Consider the following 22,510-nt stretch of genomic DNA (forward strand, 5'->3'; position numbering starts at 1 on the left):
GTTTTTACCTCTCTCTTCAGGTTTCAGATTCAATATCTGTCTGCGAATCCTGATACAAAATGTCAGTCTGCTTCGCAGACACATTTCTCAGCAGGATTTCCGCATATAATTCTAACCCTTAACAGCACCGGCTGCAACACCCTCGATAATATATTTCTGGCAGGCAAGATAAAAGATAATAACAGGAATAACCGCCATAATCAGCGCCGCCATGATCGCGCCCATATCTACTCGTCCATAACTGCCCTTCATATACTGGATTGCGATGGAAATCGTCTTATATTTATTAATATCCAAAACAAGATATGGCAGCAGGAAGTCATTCCAGATCCACATTGTCTCAAGAATACCCACTGAAATATAAGTTGGCTGCATGATCGGCAATACAACTGAGAAGAATGTACGCACCGGATTGCATCCGTCAATCATAGCCGCTTCTTCTATTTCAATAGGAATGGATTTAACAAAACCGCAGAACATAAAGACGGCCAACCCGGCACCAAATCCCAGATAAATAATAATGATGCCCCAAGGTGTATTTAATCTCAGTCGGTCCGCGATTAATGACAATGTAAACATGACCATCTGAAATGGTACAACCATTGAGAAAACACATAATAAATAAAATGCATTCGTAAACTTATTCTTCACTCGGGTAATTGCCCATGCACACATAGAAGTACAGATCAGAATAACGATAACAGAACCCACAGTAATAAATACTGTCCATCCTACAGCCTTCAGCAGACCATACTGATTCAATGCAGTTGTATAGTTGTCCAAACCAATGAAGTTCTTCGCTGACGGAAGCTTAAAGGGTTCCAGATTGATAAATGATTTCTTCTTAAATGAGTTAAATAATACAATAATAATCGGTGCAATATAAACGAGACCCAATATAGTAAAAAAGATTGTACCGATCCAGCTCAATGTCTTTTTGTTCTTCATTTACTGCTGCACCTCCTTCGAACGTGTTGCTCTCAGCTGAACAAGACCAATAGCCACAACGATGACAAAGAAAATAACCGCTTTAGCCTGCCCAACACCTTCCCATCCTGAACGGCCATAGAATGTGTTGTAAATATTCAGCGCCATCATTTCAGATAATTTGGACGGCTCACCAGCTGTCAATGACAGGTTCTGGTCGAAAAGCTTAAATCCGTTGGTAATGGATAAGAATGTACAAATCGTAATAGACGGCATCATCATCGGAATGGTAACTTTCCATAAGCGCTGCCAGCTGTTGGCACCGTCAATCTGTGCTGCTTCCATAACTTCTCCAGGAATAGACTGAAGTCCGGCAATATAGATGATCATCATATAACCAATCTGCTGCCAGGATACCAGAATGATCAGTCCCCAGAAGCCCAGCCACTGGTTCAATGCCAGCGCTGTGGAATATTTTGCAAGAATACCGTTAAAAATCAGCTGCCATATATATCCAAGAACAATACCACCGATCAGGTTCGGCATAAAGAAAATCGTCCTGAAGATGTTTGTTCCTCTCATTTTCCTAGTCAGAGCCAGCGCCAGTGCAAAGGCGCAGACATTAATCACTATCAGTGATACAATCGCAAAAAGTGCCGTATACCAAAACGAATGTCTGAAAATTGTATCCTGAAATGCTTTTACATAATTGCTGATACCTACAAATTTCGCATCTTTGACTGTCGTAAATTCACAAAAGGACAGTCCAACACCCATAATAAACGGCGCGATAAAGCCTATGATAAATGCAGCCAGAGTCGGTAAAACGAATATCGGAAGATAACGTTTAATAGCCTTTTCCACAGAATCAACCTCCCTCTTAAGTTGATAACAGTGCGAGTCCAAATATGCTTGGCAGATTCTACCCGCATAAAAAACCAGTGGGCGGGCAAGGGATGCCCGCCCACTGTCTTTTAATCTACAGTTACGATATAAAACCGTTTGCGTTCCTGATTATTTGGAAGCTGCTGCTTCTTTAGCCCATCCGTCTACGAATGCACTTACAACTGCTGCCCAGTTATCATCTGTCTGGTCTGCTGCGTATGTTGTCAGAGCAGAACCAACACCGTTCTTCCATTCTTCTGAAGGCATTGTGGAGAATGTCCATGCAACTGGTGTATAGCCATCAGCTACATACTGGTTAGCGATGTTAACCAGAGGATTAGATGATTCAAGATTGCCTTTGAAAGGAATAACGAAGCCCATGCCTGCGTCACCGGATGGCATTGCACTTTCGCCGCCGCACATAGCTTTTGTACCAACTTCAGATGTTACACACCAGTACATGAAATCAAGTGTAGCCTGGATATCTGCTTCGCTTGCTTTGCTGTTAACACACCAGTAGTTCTCTGTACCTGTACAAAGACCCTGTTTGTCTTCACCTTCAGCACCGATGTAGATTGGCAGCATGCCAAGGTTGTCATCACCGAGTTCTGCAACATCGTTGTATGCCCATGTACCATTCTGATAGAATACAGCCTGTTCTGTTACGAATTCAGCAACTGCATCATCACCTGTCTTTGTGGAAAGAAGGGACGGATCACATGTTGCGTTGTTGATGTAAAGATTCCAGATATTTCTATAGTTGTCAAGGTATGTACCTTTGATGGCATCTGTTGTATCGATGTCGTCTGCTTTGTATTCATAGTAGATTGGAAGATTTGCAAGATGTGTCTTGAATCTCCAGTCAGAAGAGCCATCCATACCTGCGGATGTAAAGGCTGAGAAGCCAAGCTCATCCTTACGTGCTGTGATGTCTTCAGCAACTTTCTTCAGATCATCAAAGCTCTTGATATCATCCTGTGTATAACCTGCTTTTTCAAGAAGGGCTTTATTGTAAATGATGCCGTATGTCTCGATAACATAGCCGATACCTGCCATAGAATCGCCATCCATCAGAGCAAATTCATCATTTGTCAGTTCACCTGCGATCTTAGAATCCTTCAGATCGTAGCAGTAATCTTTCCAAGAAGCCAGACCAACAGGACCATTTACCTGGAATAATGTTGGTGCATCTGTCTTAGCCATCTCTGACTTCAGTGTTGTCTCATAATTACCTGATGCAGCTGTTAAAACTGTTACAGGAACACCAGTCTCTTCTGTGTACAGCTTAGCCAGTTCCTGCCACTGTGCATCCTGTTCAGGCTTAAAGTTCAGATAATAAACCTTGCCGTCGCCTGCTGCTGTGCTTTCTTTCGCTGCCTCTGTTGCTGCCTCTGTTGCTGCCTCAGAACCTGCAGGAGCCTGTGTCTCTTTTGTTGAAGAGCTGCCACAGCCTGCAAGCATGGAAACACTGAGTGCGCCAACCATGGCCAAAGCTAATAAACTTCTTTTTTTCATTATGATTCCTCCTCGTTTTAAAGATAAAACCTTCCCGGAAACGTTTCTGGAAACGTTTCCAACTCTGTAATTACATCATATACCACTTCAACAAAAAAAGCAAGAGAATTCTCTTGCTTTTTTGTCAAATTGTTAGTTATTCATATTTTAAGTCTCTGTTTTTGTGCAGATTGACATGCTGTTTTCCTGTTTTTGCCATTCTCATCATGAGATTCGCCTGTTTTTCTGACTATTTTCGACATCGTTAAAAATTCGTCTCAGACTGCACGCTCTCTGCCCTGACGAGATAAAACACGCTTTATGAGTTTCACTCATTATCGCAATTATTACTCTCTTCCAAGGCATCGCGCCATATCTGCTTCCGGTGTTGTCACCGCACCGATATTGTAGGTATCCACCAGAATCTTCAGTACATTTGGTGAGATAAATGCCGGCAGTGTCGGTCCGAGAAGAATATTCTTGATGCCGAGATGCAGCAGCGTCAGCAGGATGCAGACCGCTTTCTGCTCATACCAGGACAGTACCATGGACAGCGGCAGATCATTGACACCACAGCCAAAGGCATTGGCCAACGCCACTGCCACTTGGATCGCGCCATAAGCATCATTACATTGTCCCATATCCATAAGGCGAGGCAGACCGCCAATGGTTCCCAGATCTAAATCGTTAAAACGGTACTTACCACAGGCTAATGTCAGTACAATGCTATCCTTTGGTGTCTGCTTCACAAAATCCGTGAAATAATTTCTGCCCGGTCTTGCACCGTCACAGCCGCCCACCAGGAAGAAATGACGGATATCTCCGGCTTTAACCGCTTCAACCACTTTATCAGCCACTGACAGAATTGTGCCGTGACCAAAACCGGTTGTCACTTCATGCCCGCCGTTGATGCCGGTAAAATGCTGATCTTCCTTATAACCACCAAGTTCCAGTGCTTTCTCGATCACCGGTGAGAAATCTTTTTCATCGCCGATATGCACGATTTCCGGATAAGACACCATCTCTGTAGTAAATACTCTGTCTGCATAACTTGCTTTCGGCGGCATCAGACAGTTGGTTGTAAACAGAACCGGTGCTGGCATATTGGCAAATTCTTTCTGCTGGTTCTGCCATGCGGTACCGAAATTGCCTTTAAGATGCGGATATTTTTTCAACTCAGGATAAGCATGAGCCGGAAGCATCTCGCCATGGGTGTAAATATTGATACCCTTATCTTTTGTCTGCTCCAAAAGCTGTTTGAGATCATACAGATCATGACCTGTCACAACAATAAACGGGCCTTTTTCTACAGTTAAAGGAACGGTTGTCGGCTCCGGCGTCCCGTAAGTCTCTGTATTGGCCTTATCCAGGAGTGCCATACACTTCAGATTCACTTCTCCCACTTCCATAACTACCGGCAGAAGCTCATCCACTTTCCAATTTTCACCGATGACAAAAAGAGCCTTATAGAAAAATTGATTAACATCTTTGTCAGTGTATCCAAGCACAGCAGCATGATAAGCATAGGCTGCCATACCTCGGATACCAAAAAGAATCAGTGATTTTAATGAACGAATATCCTCATCTGCTTCCCAGATGCCTTTCATATCATAATCTTCTGTTCTGCCGCATGGAGAACCGCATGATCCACAGTCCGGCACCAGTTTATGCTTCTCCTCATGGACACGATTGATCAGAGCGTTAATGGTTTCATTATTAAAATTCACATTTGTGACGGTTGTAAATAATCCCTCGATAATGACTTTATCAGTGGAAGGTCCCGGTACATTTCCCTCTGCCGCACGGGCAAGACCGATGAGTGCCCCTGTCAGTTGATCCTGAAGCTGTGCCGTATCTGCCTGTTTGCCGCAGACACCTGCTCTGCCTGTACATCCGCCGCATCCGGCTGTCTGCTCACACTGAAAACAAAACATATTATTTTCCATTGGAATACCTCCTTGACTTTATGAACCTATCATAGTATACTTTGCCCAAAAGTTACGTTGTAATTCCAACAAAAGGAGTTCTTTTATGAGAGAATATTTTCCAGTGATAAAAAAATCAGCACTTTTTCAAGGTATCTCTGAGGATGATTTAGATGGCATGCTGACCTGTCTCGGAGCACGGACTGCTTCCTATTCAAAGAACCAGCCGATTTTCTGGGAAGGGGAACCGGCAAGTCTTATTGGTGTTGTATTAACCGGCAAAGTCCAGATTGCCAAAGATGATTTTTTCGGCAACCGCAATATCATTTCCATGATGGAGCCGTCACAGCTCTTTGGCGAAGCTTTTGCCTGCGCGGGCATAGAAAAACTGCCGGTCACTGCAACCGCAGTTACCGACAGTGAGATTCTTCTGCTGGACTGCCGCCGTGTCATCACCACCTGCGGCAATTCCTGTGAATTTCATAATCGGATTATCGCCAACCTTCTACATATTGTTGCCGCCAAAAACATTATGCTGAATCAGAAGATTGAGCTGACTTCCAAACGGACCACCAAGGAAAAGCTGATGGCTTATCTGCTGATGCAGGCCAAACAAAATAAAAGCCGAATTTTTGCGATTCCTTATGACCGCCAGGAGTTGGCGGATTATCTCGGCGTCGAGCGCAGTGCTATGTCCGCAGAACTCAGCAAATTGCGCCGGGAAGGCCGGATAGATTATCATAAGAACCAATTTAAAATATTAGAATAGCTTTACTTTTTTATCTCGTCTGTTTCTACAATAAAGCGTACACTTCCGGTTTTGCCTTTTTCAAGACCAGAAAAGTTGTTGTACTGCTCATCTGCTTTTTTCAGAGCACGTACACGTGTAATAATGTTTTCCAGGTCATCCCCGGCCAGTTTCTTCAGTTCCTGAATGCCCTCTTTGTCAAATTCTTTCATGCCGTCACTGAGGGCATCTGTTCCCTCTGACAGGCCATCAAATCCTTTAGAGATAGCATTTCCGGCTGTGATGAGCTGTCCCGTACCGTCATTTAATGCCACCGATCCCTGATAAAGCTGCTCAATACCATCGTTCAAAGCCTGCACGCCTTCGGTAAGCTGACCGCTGCCGGAGGCCAGGCTGCTGACACCGGATTTTAACTGTTCCAGTGTGCCTGAGAGTCCGGACATCTGTGTGCCAAGATTCGACAAGGCTTCTGAATACTGTCCCAGTGCCTGCAGCTGCTTCTGCATATCTTCAACCAATGCGGTAATTGTATCTGTACCCAGTGAAAACTCCGGAATCTCAAGATCCGGCATATCTTTCAGCGCATTTTTTGCCTCGGCAATCTTTCCTGAAGCCGTATCCGTTGTATCAGAAATTGAAATACTGTCTTTCACTTTTGACTGAATCTCAGCTTTCTGATCATCTGTCAAATCTGTACCCGCAAGAGCCTCTTTCACAGCCTTTGATGCCTGCTCTTTTGCTTCTGATTCTGCCTTTTTCTCTACCTCGCTCAAATCCACTGCATCCAGTGCACCTTTTGCCTCGGAAGTCTTTTTCTGAACAGATTCCTTATAAGATTTTGCATCATTGGCAAAGGTTTTCACATCATTTAACGTTGACTGCATGACTGTCAGCGCTTCTTTTAATTTTGCTGTATCCTGTGCCAGTGCTGCTGCGGCTGCTGACATCGGCTGCATATCCACAGACTGTCCATCCAGATTCACTGTTGCCAATGACTGATTCAATGTTTCAAGTCCCTGCTGCAGGCCTTTGGCACCTTCAAGAAGTGCGCCTTTCTGGTCATTGACGGTTTTCAGCCCTTTCATTAAACCTGCGGAACCTTCATCCATTGCAGATACCCCTGTCAGATACTGTCCAAAATAGTCACCCAATTCATCCGCACCATCTGCCAGCTCTGCAGCGCCGTCCACCAGTTTGTCTGAAGCCTCTGATAAATCATCCATGGCATCAATCAGGTCATCTACATCTTTCAAGTCATCCGTATCCATATTGCCGAACATACCGTTGGAGATAATGGTTGCTGTGAAATCCAGTGAAAAATCTGTCACATCCGCTGTCAGTTCCACATATTCCGGAACATCAACATCTTCTGTGGCTTCATAATTCTTCAACTGCAGACTGTCGGAAAGTCCCGGCATGGCATAACCAATTACAATGTTCTGGTCATCCATTTCCACGGTTTTGCCGTTGGTCACTTCAATATTACTGAAGTTATCCGATGACAGGAACATGGCTGAGCACACAACAAAAGGTGTGGATACCTCAACTGTCTTTCCATTTACTTCTACTTTCTGAGAATACTTGTTGGTATAATCAAAGCGGATTCTGACTTTGCCGCTTTGTCCTTTTAATTCATCCGCAGTCACCTGTTTGTCATTCAGATAATAAGTAATCTTGACATCCACCGGCAGAGCATCTGTAGAAGTACCTTTATATTGAATGTCCTCACCATGATTCTCCCATATAACCACGTTGCTGCCCTTCTCTGTAAATTCTTCGTCGCCTTCTGTGTTCTTAATGTCAGAAAGTGTCGAATAATCTGTGATTTCACCCTCTCCTTCATTTTTCAGCACTGCCTCCACAGACACATCATAAATTTTGCCGGATGAATCTGCCTTGGCATAGACAGTTTCCGTTTTATCTGTTTTATCACTGCCTTTGTCAGCGCTTTTATCGCTATCCGATACCTGAGCATTCTTACTACCATTCTTATCTGCATCTGTTGTCCTAATTTCTTTATGGCTACTATTGTCAGTATCAGCTGAAGTTTCTGCTGAAACCTCATTCTCCCCTGCTTTGACCTGCTCCGTGCAACCGCTCACAACAGACGCTATCAACGCAGCCACCACAAGCACCACTGTTAATACGAGCATTCCCGCCTTATCTTTTAATCGCTTTTTTATTTTCATCGCACTGCCTCCCGTCTATTCCACATTTTTAAGCGCTGTATCCATCGGAATCTTCTGAATACGCCTGTACTCCAGCAAAGCAACCACACCATAGGAAACAACACCCATGATAAACATTTTGACATAAATTGATTTGCCAAGATAAATCGGAATCCATCCGGACATACTGTTGATCAGCATCCACCGAAAAATATAAACCAATCCCTCATAAACAATCGGCATGCTGATCAGGATACACACAGCCACCACCACGAGGGTTGAAACAATATATAACCGACTAATTTCACTGTTGGTATAGCCAAGAATCTTGCTCATAGAAATGGACTGGGTATTTTTTTCTATAATAATTTTGGACAGCAGATATATCAAAACAATAAATATCAGCATTGCAAATCCATCAACCATATACATCATACTGCCCATGGATTGTTCCAATTGACGACTGATTCTGGTCATATCATCAATATCAATCACCGATCCAATATATTTCGAATCAATATCCGTAATTTCACTGTTGGAAAAATAACCGCAAAAATAATCACTGCCCAGATCAAACATGTCATTTAATGCTTCTCTCGACATAAAGACATCCAATGCACCTTCATAATCATAAATACCGGTTACCGTCAGATCATAGCTCTTATCTTCATAGGTTTCTTTCAGCGTAATGGTATCTCCTGGCTGAATCAGATATTTATCCGCATAGGCCGATGAAATATAGACATCCGTCGGCTGCAAATCCAAGTGAACGTATCGGCTGTCCGACTCAATGCCATAAAGCAAAATTTCCTCTGTTTTAGATGTATTCTGCTGCATTTTCAAAGAATATGCGCTGAATTTCTCCGCATCCTCATTATCCGTTTCAACAAAACGATTGAACATCAACATATTCAGCATGCTTTCAAGCTTGTGATCCTCATCCACCGTTCCCACAGGCATCTGAAGCAGATACTGATAATTGGCCAGCATATTGTCGCCAATGGTCGCTTTGTAATGATCCAGTACTACCGGCAATCCCAGTCCAAAGAGCAGCAGCATATTGGCAAATAATATGCCGACAAAAAGCACTAGATAATTGTTGAGATTCTGTAGAATGACCCTGATACGGAATCGATTAAAAAACGGAATATGCACACTCAACGGCAACGCATGTTTCTGTTTTCTTCTGCTCAGATCACGTCTCAGAAACTTCAGCGGTGAAAGTGTCAGTTTGTAAGATAATACCGCGAAGGTGATGACTGCCATCAGCACCACTGGCACAATGGTGGTCAATACAAAGGCTTCCGAGTTCCACAATGTAACATAGGTCGGCAAACTGTAGCTGCCATAATACATGCCCGCACAAACATCTTTCAAAACAGTGTATCCCAAAATATTGCCGATACCGGCACCGATCAAAGTGACAAAAATCGGCACCATCATATAATGCCGCACCAACTCGCTTCTCGTATAACCGGATGCCCGAAGCGTGCCGATGACATTGGCCTCTTTGCTGATGGTGTTGCTGATGATCACACTGAACACAAAAGCCATGATCACAATAACCATATACAGCAGGACAATCATCATGCCTCTGTCACTTCCCATATCTTCACCGGTAAAATTAATCGCCTGATTCAGATAACGCGGTGTATAGCTGTCCAGTACAATAGTGCTATTGATATCTGACATCAAATCATCCGACATTTCTTTCTCTTCTATGTTGTTCTTTGGCGATTGATTGTATTTCCATGCATACTGCCAGGTCACTTTAGACTGATCCAGCTGTGCAAAGCCCTTCTCAGCCACAATGGCCACCCCAAACTTGATCGCATCAAACATTGAATCATTATTGTCCGAGAATAATGCGCTGTAATCAGACAAGGCCACCAATCCAGTCACTCTCCAGCTGTGATCTGTTGATGCAATCACATCGCCTACTTTCAGACTGTTGTTGTCCGCATACATTCTGTCGATGGCAATTTCGTCCGATTTCTCCGGCATACTTCCTTCCATCAGACATACTTTATCGACGTCCTTGCGATCTGGAAAAATTCGAAGCGTACTATCATTCGTCACTAACGTTTCTTCCACATAAAACAAATCGTAAAGCGTTATTCCCAGAGATTCAATATTCTTTTTCTGGGCTTTGTTCATTTGTTTGACAACTGTGAAATGACCGTCTTCTATGTTGTATTTTTCAAAACTTTCATTGTAAGCTGTCAGCATACTGCCATCCGCCACAAGGAAACCGGATACAAACCCGATGGTTGCGATCAGAAGAATCAGAATCACCAGATATTTTCCCAATTCTCCTTTTAATTCTCTTGTCAGACGCCGATTCAGTGGATTCTTCATCTGTACCACCTCCTACCAGTCCAATGCATCCGCCGAAAGCTTCTGCTCATTCAGATAATTCTTGCGGATCATGCCGTCTCTCAGACGTACCACACGATCCGCCATATCTTTGATGGCATCATTATGGGTGACCATAATCACTGTGTTGCCGTATTTCTGATTGACCTTTTCAATGAGTTTCAGGATTTCCTTAGATGTATTGTAGTCCAGCGCGCCTGTCGGTTCATCACACAGCAGAATATCCGGATTTTTGACTATGGCTCTGCCGATGGCCGTTCTCTGCTGCTGTCCGCCGGAAAGCTGGTTCGGCAGCTTGTTTCTGTGGTCGTAAAGTCCCAGTGTATGTAAAAGTTCATCCACATCCAGCGGCTTCTCACTGAGATAAGCCCCGACTTCTACATTCTCCCTGACTGTCAGATTCGGAATCAGATTGTACATCTGAAAAATATATCCCAGATGTTTTCTGCGATACAATGTCAGCTTCTTTTCTTTCATATCTGCCATTCTTTCACCTCGAATGCAGATATCCCCGCTGTCCGCCTGGTCAATACCGCCGATAATATTCAAAAGTGTCGATTTACCGGAACCAGAAGGTCCCAGAAGCACACAGAATTCCCCCTGCTCTACGGACAGATCAATCCCTTTCAACACTTCAACCCGGCTCTCCCCTGAGCCGTAAGATTTCCTGATTTGATTGATTTCCAGAAACATTCCTCTCGCCTCTCTTCATTCTGTATTGACTGTTTTTCGCCACAATATTAGTTATCTCTAACCAGTGTATCATAAAAATGCAGCATCATTGATAGAATACTGCATTTTTGATAAACATTCTCATTTATTAAGATGGTAACAACATCCCAGCTTTTTCCCACCGCCTGAATTCCGTTCGTGCCAAAGCCACACACAGCAGACAAGTAACTGTATCTGCCACAGGTGCCGCCAGCAGTGCCCCGTCAAGACCTACTGCTCTTGACAGCAGCAAAGCCAAAGGAATAAGCAGTATGCCCTGTCGAATCAGCGGTATCAGCAAGGATTTCGTCGGCTTCCCGATTCCCTGGAAGAAGGAAGCCGTCGTCATATGCACCCCATAGAGGAAAAAGGCCATCATATAAAGCCGGAAACAATGCTGCGTACAGTCAAAATACAGCTGATTATCCGCAACAAACAATCCTGCTATCTGTCTTGAAAATACCATATAAACCAGCCACCATGCAGCTGAAATAACGACTGCGATTCCTGTGGCCAATCGATAAGTCTGACGCACACGCTGATAATTCTTCGCTCCGAAATTATAGCCGTTAATTGGCTGAATAGCGGAGGAAACGCCGACAAACATGGAATGCGCAAGCTGATAGACTTTCATCATCATACCATAAACAGAAAGCGACATATCACTGCCGTAAATGCTGGCTTCACCGTAAACCCGCATGAGATTGTTCAACACGATCTGTACCAGCGCCGTTAATCCCTGAGTCAGCAGACTCGGAAAACCAAGCTGCAGAATCATCTTTGTCACCGTCCATGTCGGGCGCAATGTGCCCTTTTCAAGCTGTACAGATTGCAATCTGCGCAGATAGAGCAGACATAATATGCCTGCTGCCATTTCTCCAATCACCGTGGCAATACCTGCCCCCACGACTCCCATTTTCAACCCGAAAATAAATACAGGATCCAGAATAATATTGACCACTGCACCGGCCATCATACATTTCATAGTATATTGCGGTGATCCGTCCGCACGAATCATCGCCGTAAAAGCCGGACAAATGAGCTGAAACGGGATGCCAATGGCAATCACCCGCATATAAGCCAGAGACTCCCCATAAGCCGTATCCGTTGTTCCAAACAATGTAACGATATACGGTGCCAAAATACCGCAAATGAATGCCAGCGCAATGCCGCTGGCAACAATCCAGGTCACTGCCTGCCCAAAAATCTTATTGGCATTTTCCTGTTCACGTCGTCCCAGACACAGACTGACATTAGCCGCACAACCATCTCCCAGAAGCAGTGAAACCGCATTGACAAGAATTGACAGCGGAAAAGCGATATTGATGGCTGCCATTCCTGTGATGCCCACACCCTGCCCCACAAAAATCTGGTCTGCGATATTATAGATGTAATTAACCATCAAAGTCAAGGTTGTCGGAACAGAATATTTCAGTAAAAGCTTCGTCAGCGGTTCCGATTCCAAAGGATTTCTGTTTGTCTGCATATTTTCCATTCTCCATCTCCTCCTCAATCATCATGAAATTTTATCTCTGTCGAGAAGACTCCCACCTCTTTCAGGTGGTGAGTAACAGCAAATTTGTGTCAGTGGGAGTCCAATCTCCGACTGAGATAAACGCTCCGCGAGGATGCGCAGTGATTCTGTAAAGAATATGTCAGCTTACGCTGACCAGAATCACGCGCCAAGTCTCGCGGTCGCTCGACTTGAACAAAGCAAAAAGCACCCGGCAGTTATTACTTCCAAAAAGAAATAATATTAATACCGGATGCTGATATGATGACTTAGATAGAATGAGCAGAAAACGGCATCCGGCGCCCAGCCGGAAAGCCTTCTTCTCCCCTCCAGACTGACTGTTGGCTCCGGAATTACACCGAATTAACCGAATGGCTCGCGGGCTGTCACCGCCAGTAGAGAACATGCTCATTTCCGAAGAAAACTTTACTTAACCTCAAAATAACATACTTTTCCAAAGCTGTCAACGGCTGCGTATTAAGTGATAAATTTCGCACATTTTGTCTTGACACACGTTTTGAAAAGTGATATATTTATCACATAGCAAGTGAGAAATACATCACTTCAAAGGAGGAATTTGTTTTATGAGAAAAGTATCATTACGGGAAATTGTTGCTGATAAGATTGTCTTTGCCATTCTGATTGCCCTTTACTACTGGATGTGGGCAAGAAATGACTGGCACAACTATTATACGTCGATTCAATATGCTGTCTTTGCCTTTACATTCTTCTATTTTATCTCCCGCGCATCTCGCCTTAGGAAATACAAACAGGAACGACCGGATGAAATGTCTGAGGCCAACCTAAAACGCTGCGATGCCCTGTGTCTGAAAATCGGTGCCGCTGCAATCATTGTTCTGAGTTTCATCTGTGCTGTCGGCAGATTGTCAATAACAACAGACCTCATTGGCTATTGCCTGATGGGTATCCTGATTGCTCTTGCCATTATACGCACGATTCTCTTCTACATCATGGACACCAAAGGAGTATAGCATGGCACTTTTAACCAATTTAAAACCCTACAGAGAAAAATACAACCTCAAACAGGCTGACCTCGCCGAACTGGTGGGCGTCCGCCGGGAAACCATTGTCAATCTTGAACGGGGCAAATACAATCCTTCCCTAAAGCTGGCTATGGATATCGCCAGGGTTTTTCACACAACGGTTGAGGAATTATTTCAGTATACGGATGAATAAAGCCTAAATAAATCGTCATTTTTTCTTAAGGGATTCGTTCATTTATATCTCCTAATTATATGTTATACTACTCATAAAAATATTAGGATTTCAGAAATTTCACAGAACGGAGGTCGGAAACATTGAAAAAATATTTATTATTTTTAGGTATCATCGGTCTTTTTGCCTTAACCGCATGCGGCAAGCAGGCCAAAATATCAGATGTCACCATTGATTATGGCAGCTCTTCCATCTACTCCAAAGAAGATATGGATGCCGCCATCAAGGCCATTAAAACTGTATTCAAGGATTTTGACGGCTGTGAACTGCACAGTATTTCCTACAGTTCAGATGACCAATGCAACACCCCCGATCATATTGCCTGGATGAACGAACTGGAAGCTGCCAATGATAACAAGAAAACCTTCGACCAGTGCATTATGTTTACAAGCGATTTTCATTCTCCGAAAAATGGCGGCGGTGCATGGAATCCTGATGAAGAATATACCGGCTGGCAATGGTGGCTGGCTCGTTCTAATGGCGGTAAGTGGAAGCTGATGACATGGGGATATTGAGGCTTCTAAAAAGAAAATTTATTTCTTCAATATCTTCCGAATATCCGCCAGTCTTTCCAACGCCGCATTCAATGTATCGTCCTTCTTTGCAAAATGGAATCGGATGTACTGGTTCACGTCTTCTCTGAAGAAGCTGGAACCCGGAACAGCGCCGACGCCGACTTTCTCTGTCAGATCCACACAGAATTCATAGTCATCTTTATAACCGAACTCGCTGATATCTACCATGACATAATAAGCCCCCTGAGGCTCTGTGAAGGTCAAACCGATGTTTTTTAACCCGCCTACAAAGAGGTTTTTCATATGGGTGTAATGGTTCTGCAGTTCGATATAATAATCATCACCGAAGTTCAGTCCCGGCACAACCGCCTCCATCAGCGGTGCTGCAGCGCCTACAGTCAGGAAGTCGTGCACTTTCTTGACTCTGTCAATGACTTCAGGCGGTGCAATGACATAACCCAGACGCCATCCTGTAATGGAATAAGTCTTTGAAAGGGAGTTGCAGATAATTGTACGCTCACGCATTCCAGGCAGCGTGGCCATATAAATATGTTTATTCGGCTTATACAAAATATGCTCATACACTTCATCAGTAATAACATACAGATCATATTTAATGGCCAGATCAGCGATGATCTGTAGTTCTTCCAGTGTAAAGACTTTGCCACATGGGTTGGACGGGTTGCAGAGAATCAGGGCTTTCACCCCATCCTGCTTCATGGCATCTTCCAGTACATTGGCATCAAAGTTAAATTCCGGCGGATTTAACGGCACATAAATCGGCTGTGCGCCGGATAGAATCGCATCTGCACCATAATTTTCATAAAATGGCGAAAAGACAACGACTTTATCTCCCGGATTGCAGACGGTGAGCATGGAAGCCATCATCGCCTCCGTACTGCCGCATGTGACAACAATTTCTTTATTCGGATCTACTTTCATACCCGAGAAATGTTCATGTTTTCTCGCAAGGGCTTCTCTGAAGTTCTGTGCGCCCCATGTCAGGGCATACTGATGCGGTCCGTGCGGTGCAATCTCACGCAGTCTGTCTGTGATTTCCTTCGGCGGGTCAAAATCCGGAAATCCCTGAGATAAATTCACAGCACCATATTGATTTGAGACTCTTGTCATTCTTCTGATTACCGAATCTGTAAATCCGGCAGTTTTATCACTTAACGGTTTCATATATTCTATACTCCTTTAGACATTGTAGGAAATGCCTGCATTTAAAATATTTTTCTCATCAAAAGCTGCTTTCACACGCTTCATCAATGCAATGTTTTCCGGCTTTGATGCTTTCAGCAGATATTTCTGCTTGCTCAGTCCGATACCGTGCTCGCCGCTGGCCAGACCGCCCAGTGCATAAGCTTTATCATAAAGAACAGTCAGATTAACGTCAAGCTCTTTTTCCCATGTTTCATCGTCTCTATCACCTCGGACAACACACAAATGCACATTGCCGTCTCCGGCGTGTCCGAAACTGATCATGCGCATACCACATTCTTTTTCAAATGAATTTACAAAATTGACAAAAGCATCAATCTGATTGATCGGGACAACAATATCCATTGGTTCCTGTTCTGAAACAGCCTCCACGCCTTTGACCAGCATACCGCGGATCTTCCAGACTCTGGCCGCTTCTTCTTTATCTTCCAAAGGCAGGACAGAAAGTGCACCACTCTTTTTTGCCGTTTTTCGAAGACTTTCCAGGTGAGCATTGATTTCATTTTTGCTGCCATCAAGGGTTGTCAGCACATACGCACTGGCCTCCGGTTCAGGGAATGACATTTTCAGATAATCTTCCCCCAGCTGAATCACTTTACGCTCAATAAATTCCATGGCTGTCGGATTCAAATTGGCCTGAATAATTTGTCTGACACTCTCAATACCTGCTTTCAGACTGTCGAAACTGAGAAGGACACTGAGGCTGTCCTCAGGCTTCGGAATCAGTTTCAGTATACATTTGGTGATCACCGCCAGTGTTCCTTCGGAACCGATAACAATCTCTTTCAGATCAAGGCCGGAGGTATCTTTTCTGTTCTTGCTGCCCGCCTTGACAACGGTGCCATCTGCCAGAACCAGTTCCAGCCCCATGACATAATCTCTTGTTACACCGTATTTCACAGCACGCATGCCGCCGGCATTTGTGCTGATATTGCCGCCGATGGTGGCTTTCTTTTCGCCCGGATCCGGTGGATAGAATAAACCTTTGCTTTCAACATAGGCCTGAAAATCTTCCAGTACAACCCCCGGCTCAACAGTGGCCGTGAAGGTTTCCTCATCCAGCTCAAGGACATGATTCATCAAAGACACATCCAGCACAATGCCGTGACCTGACGGTACAGTGGAGCCAACAAGATTCGTACCTGCACCTCTCGGTGTCACCGGCAGATTATTTTCCCAGGCATAGTGCATGACACCGCTGACTTCCTCTGTAGATACCGGGAAAACAACCGCTTCGGCTGTTCCTTTTTTACGCCCCAGATTATCAGAAAGATACTGCGGGTCAATTTGGTCTGTAATGATTCTGTTTTCATCTTTTATAATTGATAAAAGTGCTTCCTTCATGGCTTTTCTCGCTCTCCTCATCTTTTCTGTCATAACAGTTCAATTCTCTCACTGTTATAATGCAAAATCCATCAACAATCACCTTTGCTGATGGAATTTTGCATCTTTGAATCATCTTCTCACATCTTCGGCAGCAAATGCTTCAGATTGTACTGAATAGTTATGTTTATTCTGTCTATTATTTCTGTACTTCCCATGCAGGAACAAAGTAACCGTTGAATTCATCCTGGAAAATCTGCTTTGTTGTTTCTGACTGGAATAATTCTACAATTCTCTTATAAACTGCATCGTCTGCGTCACTGCTGCGAACAGCCATCAGGCAGAAATAGCTGTCGTCATCGTAATCTTTTTCTTCAAAAATAGCTGTGCTCGGATCAATACCATAATCCAATGCATAGTTACCATTGGCAACGGCTGCGGTCACATCCGGCAATACAGATGGGATATCTGCTGCGCCCATTTCCTTGATTTCAATTTTTACATTATATGTATCGATATCCGCAACCGTCGGATTAGAGCCTGCTTCTGCTTTCAGTGTGATCAGCCCTGCGGATGCCAGTACTTTCAGTGCACGGCCGCCGTTGGATGCATCATCCGGAATAGCAATAACGTCACCATCTTTGATTTCATCTACGGATTTTACCTTGTCAGAATAAAGATTCATAGCAATGATAAATGTATCTGCAATTGGTGTAATATCATAACCATTCTTTTCCACATCATTGTTGAAATATGCGTGATGCTGGAAAGCGTTGATGTCGATTTCACCGGCATTTAAGGCTTCATTCGGCAGGGAATAATCAGAAAACTGAACATATTCCAGATCAACACCTTCTTTGGCCAGTTCTTCTTTAATTGGATTCCAGATGTCTTCATAGATAACGCCAGTTAATCCCAGTTTAACCACTCGTGTTTCACCTGAAACTGCTGTTTCGCTTCCTGCTACCTCTGAACCTGCTGTTTCGGATGCTTTTGTTGTCTCAGCTGCTGCATCTGTGCTGCCTGTTGTCTCCTTTGCCGTGGTGCTTCCGCAGCCTGTTAATGCGCCAAGTGCCAGTGCAGCTGTTAATGCAAGTGCAATAAAACTCTTCTTTTTCATGTCTCTCTCCTCCTGATGTCACTCAATTTTAATGTGTATTTTTTTTCGCTATATAATTGCCGATGAGCTGTACCACCGTAACAATGATAACCAGCACAACCACTGTTGTATAAGTGATATCCGGCATGTTTCTCTGATGACCATACATAATGGCAAAGTTTCCCAGACCGCCTGCACCGATGGCACCTGCCATGGCTGTCAGGCCGATCAGACTGATAATGGTAATAGTTGTACCGCGGGCAATGCCTGCAATACTCTCTTTCAGATACACTCTGAAAATAATATCTTTATTGTCCAATCCCATAGACTGTGCAGCCTCGATCAGCCCTGGATCCACATCCGCCAACGCTGATTCAATCTGTCTTGTAAAAAACGGTGCGCATCCAAATACCAGAGGCACAATGGCACCTTTGACACCGATGGCCGTTCCCATGATCAGACGGCTAAGGGGAACCAGACAAGCCAGCAGGATAATAAAGGGTACAGATCTGAAAAGGTTGACCACCTTATCGATAATCTGATAAACCAGCGGGTGTTCCAGAATATTTCCCGGCTTCGTTACTGTAATCAGAACTCCCAGAAATAAACCAACCACAAATGATATAGCTCCTGACCATCCCACCATGATAAAGGTCTCCTGAATGCTCTTGATAAAAACATCCGGTCTGTCCATGACATTCGGCAACCATTGATTAAGCAGTTCGACCATCCAGAATCACCTCCACTCCTACATTCTTGTCCTTCAGGTATTGAATTGCCTGATTGATATTGTCCGATGTTCCCTGGGCAATAACCACCAGCCCGCCGATTGGATTTTCACCAATCAATTCAATGCTTCCGAAAATAATATTTAAATCCAAATCGAATTTTCTTGATAACTGTGAAACAAGGGCTTCCGACACGTTTCGCTCCAGATATCTGAAACGCAAGATAGCCTCTCCCGGTTTTAACTCCACCACAGGGCTCTTGGTCTCCACCAATTCATAAATCCGGGACATATTGGATGTGTTCTCAACGAACTCTCTTGTAATCTGCTCCTTTGGATTGGCAAAAATATCAAATACTGTTCCTGTCTCAACAACACGACCATCTTTCATAACCGCTACCCGATCACAAATGTCTTTAATAACCTGCATCTCATGGGTAATCACCACAATGGTGATGCCCAGCTCTCTGTTGACTTTCTTCAAAAGGTCAAGAATCGCTCTTGTTGTTCTCGGATCCAGCGCACTGGTGGACTCATCGCTGAGAATAATCTCCGGATCATTAGCCAGAGCTCTGGCAATGGCCACGCGCTGCTTCTGTCCGCCGGATAACTGTGACGGATACGCTGAAGCCTTCTCCTCCAGTTCTACCAGTTTCAGCAAATCACGGACTTTCTTATCCTTTTGTTCCTTTGTCAGATTGCTGCCCTTTAACGGAAATGACACATTATCATAAACCGTTCTGGAAGCAAAGAGATTAAACTGCTGGAAAATCATACCGATTTTCTTGCGGTGCTGTCTCAGTTCTGCCGGTGACATGGCAGTCAGTTCCTCGTCACCGATAAAGACTTTTCCTGAAGTCGGCCGCTCCAGCAAATTAATACATCGAACTAATGTGGATTTGCCGGCGCCGGAGAATCCGATGATACCGAATATCTCGCCTTTCTCAATCTCAAGACTCACATCGTTCACTGCTGCAAATTCCCGGCCATCATTGTGATAAACACGGGAAACATGTTCAAATCTGATCAACTGACTCACTTCTTTTCTTTTTCTTAGTGTATTGATAGGAATTATATGATATATTGTCTAACATGTCAATACAAATCGAAATATTCCTACCAGCGTGCTATACTTTTGTTTATTTTTTATATATAATTGCCGTTAATACTTTATTTTTACGACATTTTGCATGTTTTGTAGCCGGAATAACGCAAAATCTTGTTGACGTTTTTTACACGTCATCGTATAATAACTATATAGGTATTGTGCATACTGCACAATTATATTTCATCTCTGCATTGCAGTGATGTGCCGACAGGTACTTTTAAAGGGGGTTTTTTTATGGAACTGAAAAAACTGATCTATACCGTTGACGCAGACGGTATTGCTGTGATCACAATGAACTACATGAAGAATCTGAACGCGATTGACGAACAGATGGCTGATGAGCTGATGTATGTAGTGGATGCTGCTGAGAAGGACCCGAATGTTAAAGTTGTTGTATTAAAAGGTACAGACCGTGCTTTCTCCGCTGGTGGCGATATCGGATATTTCTATGATCTGATTCAGGCAGGCGGTGAAGTGAACATGGATGGTCTGATTGGCAAGGTTGGTGTTGTTGCTAACGGTCTCAAACGTATGAGCAAGCTCGTCATCACTTCCGTTTGCGGTGCATCTGCAGGTGCAGGTGTCAGCCTTGCGCTGGGCGGTGACTTTATGATCTGTGCTGACAATGCCAAATTCATTCTGGCCTTTGTCAATATCGGTCTTGTTCCTGACACAGGTGCAACTTATCTTCTGACGAAGAGCCTTGGTACCGCCCGCACAATGGAACTGGCTGCTACTGGTCGCCCAGTCAGTGCAGAGGAAGCAAAAGAGCTCGGATTGGCTTACAAAGTTGTTGCTAAAGAAGAACTGGATGAAGCAACCATGAAGTTTGCAAGAAAGCTGGCTGCAGGCCCATTACTTTCTTATAAGAATATCAAGAAACAGATTTACGATGCCGCTTATTCAGATTACAAGCAGTGGCTTGCTGAAACTGAAATCCCTACACAGCGCGAATGTGCTGCATCTATGGATTTCCAGGAAGGCTGCAAAGCATTTATGGAGAAACGCAAAGCCCATTTTGAAGGCAAATAGATTTTTGAACAGAATAAGTAATTAAGAAAGGTGGTTGTCGAATTGCTGTCTAAAGTTGTAAGCAAAGAAGAAGCACTTAGCAAGATTCATGATGGCCAGACTATTATGTTTGGCGACTGGCACGGTGAATTTGCCGCCGATGAGATTATTGACGGTATGCTCGAGAAGGGTGTCAAGGATATCCATGCCATTGCTGTTTCCGCAGGTATGCCGGATCAGGGTGTGGGCAAGCTGATCCGTGAAAAACGTGTGAAAACGCTTGTAACAACACATATCGCTCTCAATCCGCTTGCCCGCGATCAGATGTTTGCAGGCGAACTGGATATCGAATTCTGTCCACAGGGTACATGGTCCGAACGTATCCGCTGCGGCGGTGCCGGTCTTGGCGGCTGTCTGACACCTACCGGTGTTGGCACGGAAGTTGAGAACGGCAAGCAGAAACTGACAATCAACGGCAAGGAATATCTCCTTGAGATGCCGCTCCATGCAGACGTTTCCCTGATTAAGGCAACGAAAGCTGATACAGCCGGCAATCTCTATTTCCATCTGAATTCCAGAGCTACCAACAGCACGATGGCTTTCGCCGGTGATTTTGTCATTGCCGAAGTAGAAGAAGTCGTAGAAGTCGGTGAACTCGGACCGGAAGAGATTCACGTACCTGCACCTATTGTTGATATGGTCTATGTGCGCACAGGCGAGAAACGCCCACTGTGTCCAATGTGGCAGCGTGCAAAAGCCAAGGCAGAAGCCAAAGCAAGAGAAAAGGCAGAAGGAGGGAATAAGTAATGGCAGAATTAACCGGACGCGCACTCATTGCATCCCGCTGCGCGAAATTCTTTAAAAATGGTGATTTTGTAAATCTTGGTATCGGTGTTCCTCTTATGTGTGTGAACTATCTTCCTGAAGGTGTTGAGCTCTGGCTTGAAGCTGAAATCGGAACGGTGGGAAGTGGTCCTTCCCCAAGCTGGGACGACGTTGATATCGACTGTATCGATGCCGGTGGTCAGCCTGCTTCTATCATTCCTGGCGGAAGTGTTTATGATAATGAAACTTCCTTTATGTTTATCCGCGGCGGTCATATTGACGCAGCTGTTCTTGGTACATTGCAGGTCGATCAGGAAGGCAGCATTGCCAACTGGACGATTCCTGGCAAACTTGTTCCTGGTATGGGCGGCGCTATGGATCTCTGTGCCGGTGTCAAGAAGATTATCGTTGCAACTGATCACTGCGAGAAGAACGGTCAGTCCAAGATTCTCAAGAAATGCACACTGCCTCTGACAGGTTATCAGTGTGTCACAGATATCGTTACTGAGAGATGTTACTTTGAAGTAACACCGGAAGGTCTCGTTCTCCGCGAAGTTGCACCGGGATATACAGTTGAAGATATTCTGGCATGTACAGAAGCTGACGTCATCGTTCCGGATAAAGTTGGTGTGATGCAGTAAACTTTCACAGCTTATTTTGGAAACAGTTTTTGAAGTCTCAGAATAATTTTTAAG

General features: G+C 44.2%; 20 protein-coding genes and 1 riboswitch. Of the genes, 7 read left to right on the plus strand and 13 right to left on the minus strand.

Going from position 1 to position 22,510, the window contains the following annotated elements; genetic code table 11:
* Positions 1-111: 111 nt before the first annotated feature.
* The 4 genes from HED67_RS00295 to hcp all read right to left on the minus strand — a co-directional run bounded on the left by HED67_RS00295 (position 112) and on the right by hcp (position 5,252).
* The gene (locus tag HED67_RS00295; RefSeq protein WP_221717164.1) at positions 112-948 is read right to left on the minus strand and encodes a carbohydrate ABC transporter permease; all 837 of its coding nucleotides are present in this window, start codon (positions 946-948) and stop codon (positions 112-114) included.
* Positions 949-1,791 (minus strand): carbohydrate ABC transporter permease, encoded by an 843-nt coding sequence (locus tag HED67_RS00300; protein ID WP_117539193.1) that lies wholly within the window; start codon positions 1,789-1,791, stop codon positions 949-951.
* 150 nt (positions 1,792-1,941) lie between these two features.
* On the minus strand, positions 1,942-3,327 hold the full coding sequence (locus HED67_RS00305) for an ABC transporter substrate-binding protein (RefSeq protein WP_221717165.1): 1,386 nt from the start codon (positions 3,325-3,327) through the stop codon (positions 1,942-1,944).
* A gap of 326 nt (positions 3,328-3,653) precedes the next feature.
* Positions 3,654-5,252, minus strand: a complete 1,599-nt coding sequence (gene hcp, locus HED67_RS00310; protein ID WP_221717166.1) for a hydroxylamine reductase — start codon at positions 5,250-5,252, stop codon at positions 3,654-3,656.
* Positions 5,253-5,337: 85 nt separating this feature from the next.
* Between hcp and HED67_RS00315 the strand changes: the two genes are divergently transcribed.
* Positions 5,338-6,000, plus strand: coding sequence for a Crp/Fnr family transcriptional regulator (locus HED67_RS00315; RefSeq protein WP_215631987.1), 663 nt, complete (start codon positions 5,338-5,340; stop codon positions 5,998-6,000).
* A gap of 2 nt (positions 6,001-6,002) precedes the next feature.
* Here HED67_RS00315 and HED67_RS00320 read toward each other — a convergent pair whose 3' ends face one another.
* From HED67_RS00320 to HED67_RS00335, 4 genes are all read right to left on the minus strand, one after another.
* Positions 6,003-8,168 carry a hypothetical protein gene (locus HED67_RS00320; protein WP_221717167.1) on the minus strand — a complete coding sequence of 722 codons (2,166 nt, stop codon included), beginning with the start codon at positions 8,166-8,168 and terminating at the stop codon, positions 6,003-6,005.
* Between the two features lie 15 nt (positions 8,169-8,183).
* Positions 8,184-10,505, minus strand: coding sequence for an ABC transporter permease (locus HED67_RS00325; protein WP_221717168.1), 2,322 nt, complete (start codon positions 10,503-10,505; stop codon positions 8,184-8,186).
* Positions 10,506-10,517: 12 nt separating this feature from the next.
* On the minus strand, positions 10,518-11,216 hold the full coding sequence (locus HED67_RS00330; protein WP_117539203.1) for an ABC transporter ATP-binding protein: 699 nt from the start codon (positions 11,214-11,216) through the stop codon (positions 10,518-10,520).
* Positions 11,217-11,343: 127 nt separating this feature from the next.
* Positions 11,344-12,729, minus strand: a complete 1,386-nt coding sequence (locus tag HED67_RS00335; protein WP_221717169.1) for an MATE family efflux transporter — start codon at positions 12,727-12,729, stop codon at positions 11,344-11,346.
* Positions 12,730-13,060: 331 nt separating this feature from the next.
* Positions 13,061-13,173, minus strand: a riboswitch (FMN riboswitch).
* A gap of 158 nt (positions 13,174-13,331) precedes the next feature.
* Between HED67_RS00335 and HED67_RS00340 the strand changes: the two genes are divergently transcribed.
* From HED67_RS00340 to HED67_RS00350, 3 genes are all read left to right on the plus strand, one after another.
* Positions 13,332-13,739: a hypothetical protein gene (locus HED67_RS00340; RefSeq protein ID WP_221717170.1), complete on the plus strand. Its 408-nt coding sequence runs from the start codon at positions 13,332-13,334 to the stop codon at positions 13,737-13,739.
* Position 13,740: 1 nt separating this feature from the next.
* Positions 13,741-13,944 carry a helix-turn-helix transcriptional regulator gene (locus HED67_RS00345; protein ID WP_117539215.1) on the plus strand — a complete coding sequence of 68 codons (204 nt, stop codon included), beginning with the start codon at positions 13,741-13,743 and terminating at the stop codon, positions 13,942-13,944.
* A 122-nt stretch (positions 13,945-14,066) separates the two neighbouring features.
* Positions 14,067-14,498 (plus strand): hypothetical protein, encoded by a 432-nt coding sequence (locus HED67_RS00350; RefSeq protein ID WP_246612043.1) that lies wholly within the window; start codon positions 14,067-14,069, stop codon positions 14,496-14,498.
* A gap of 18 nt (positions 14,499-14,516) precedes the next feature.
* Here HED67_RS00350 and HED67_RS00355 read toward each other — a convergent pair whose 3' ends face one another.
* The 5 genes from HED67_RS00355 to HED67_RS00375 all read right to left on the minus strand — a co-directional run bounded on the left by HED67_RS00355 (position 14,517) and on the right by HED67_RS00375 (position 19,901).
* Positions 14,517-15,683 carry a pyridoxal phosphate-dependent aminotransferase gene (locus HED67_RS00355; RefSeq protein WP_221717171.1) on the minus strand — a complete coding sequence of 389 codons (1,167 nt, stop codon included), beginning with the start codon at positions 15,681-15,683 and terminating at the stop codon, positions 14,517-14,519.
* Between the two features lie 15 nt (positions 15,684-15,698).
* The gene (locus HED67_RS00360; protein ID WP_221717227.1) at positions 15,699-17,066 is read right to left on the minus strand and encodes an FAD-binding oxidoreductase; all 1,368 of its coding nucleotides are present in this window, start codon (positions 17,064-17,066) and stop codon (positions 15,699-15,701) included.
* 178 nt (positions 17,067-17,244) lie between these two features.
* Entirely contained in the window at positions 17,245-18,165 is a 921-nt protein-coding gene (locus HED67_RS00365; RefSeq protein ID WP_221717172.1) for a MetQ/NlpA family ABC transporter substrate-binding protein, read from the minus strand.
* A 28-nt stretch (positions 18,166-18,193) separates the two neighbouring features.
* On the minus strand, positions 18,194-18,874 hold the full coding sequence (locus tag HED67_RS00370) for a methionine ABC transporter permease (RefSeq protein WP_117539223.1): 681 nt from the start codon (positions 18,872-18,874) through the stop codon (positions 18,194-18,196).
* Complete coding sequence (locus tag HED67_RS00375; RefSeq protein WP_221717173.1) at positions 18,858-19,901, minus strand: methionine ABC transporter ATP-binding protein; 1,044 nt, start codon at positions 19,899-19,901, stop codon at positions 18,858-18,860. Before HED67_RS00375 ends, HED67_RS00370 begins: the two co-directional genes overlap by 17 nt.
* Positions 19,902-20,213: 312 nt before the next feature.
* On the opposite strand from HED67_RS00375, the gene HED67_RS00380 reads away from it, so the two are divergent.
* Genes HED67_RS00380 through HED67_RS00390 form a run of 3 tightly spaced genes read left to right on the plus strand, consistent with a single transcriptional unit; the run spans position 20,214 to position 22,456 of the window.
* Positions 20,214-21,011, plus strand: coding sequence for an enoyl-CoA hydratase/isomerase family protein (locus tag HED67_RS00380; RefSeq protein WP_221717174.1), 798 nt, complete (start codon positions 20,214-20,216; stop codon positions 21,009-21,011).
* 42 nt (positions 21,012-21,053) lie between these two features.
* Positions 21,054-21,797, plus strand: a complete 744-nt coding sequence (locus tag HED67_RS00385; protein WP_178441647.1) for a CoA transferase subunit A — start codon at positions 21,054-21,056, stop codon at positions 21,795-21,797.
* On the plus strand, positions 21,797-22,456 hold the full coding sequence (locus HED67_RS00390) for a 3-oxoacid CoA-transferase subunit B (RefSeq protein WP_178441646.1): 660 nt from the start codon (positions 21,797-21,799) through the stop codon (positions 22,454-22,456). The genes HED67_RS00385 and HED67_RS00390 overlap by 1 nt, the downstream gene beginning before the upstream one ends.
* Positions 22,457-22,510 lie beyond the last annotated feature (54 nt).

It is taken from the genome of Pseudocoprococcus catus, assembly GCF_019734885.1.
In the GTDB taxonomy this organism is placed as follows: Bacteria; Bacillota; Clostridia; order Lachnospirales; family Lachnospiraceae; genus Coprococcus_A; species Coprococcus_A catus.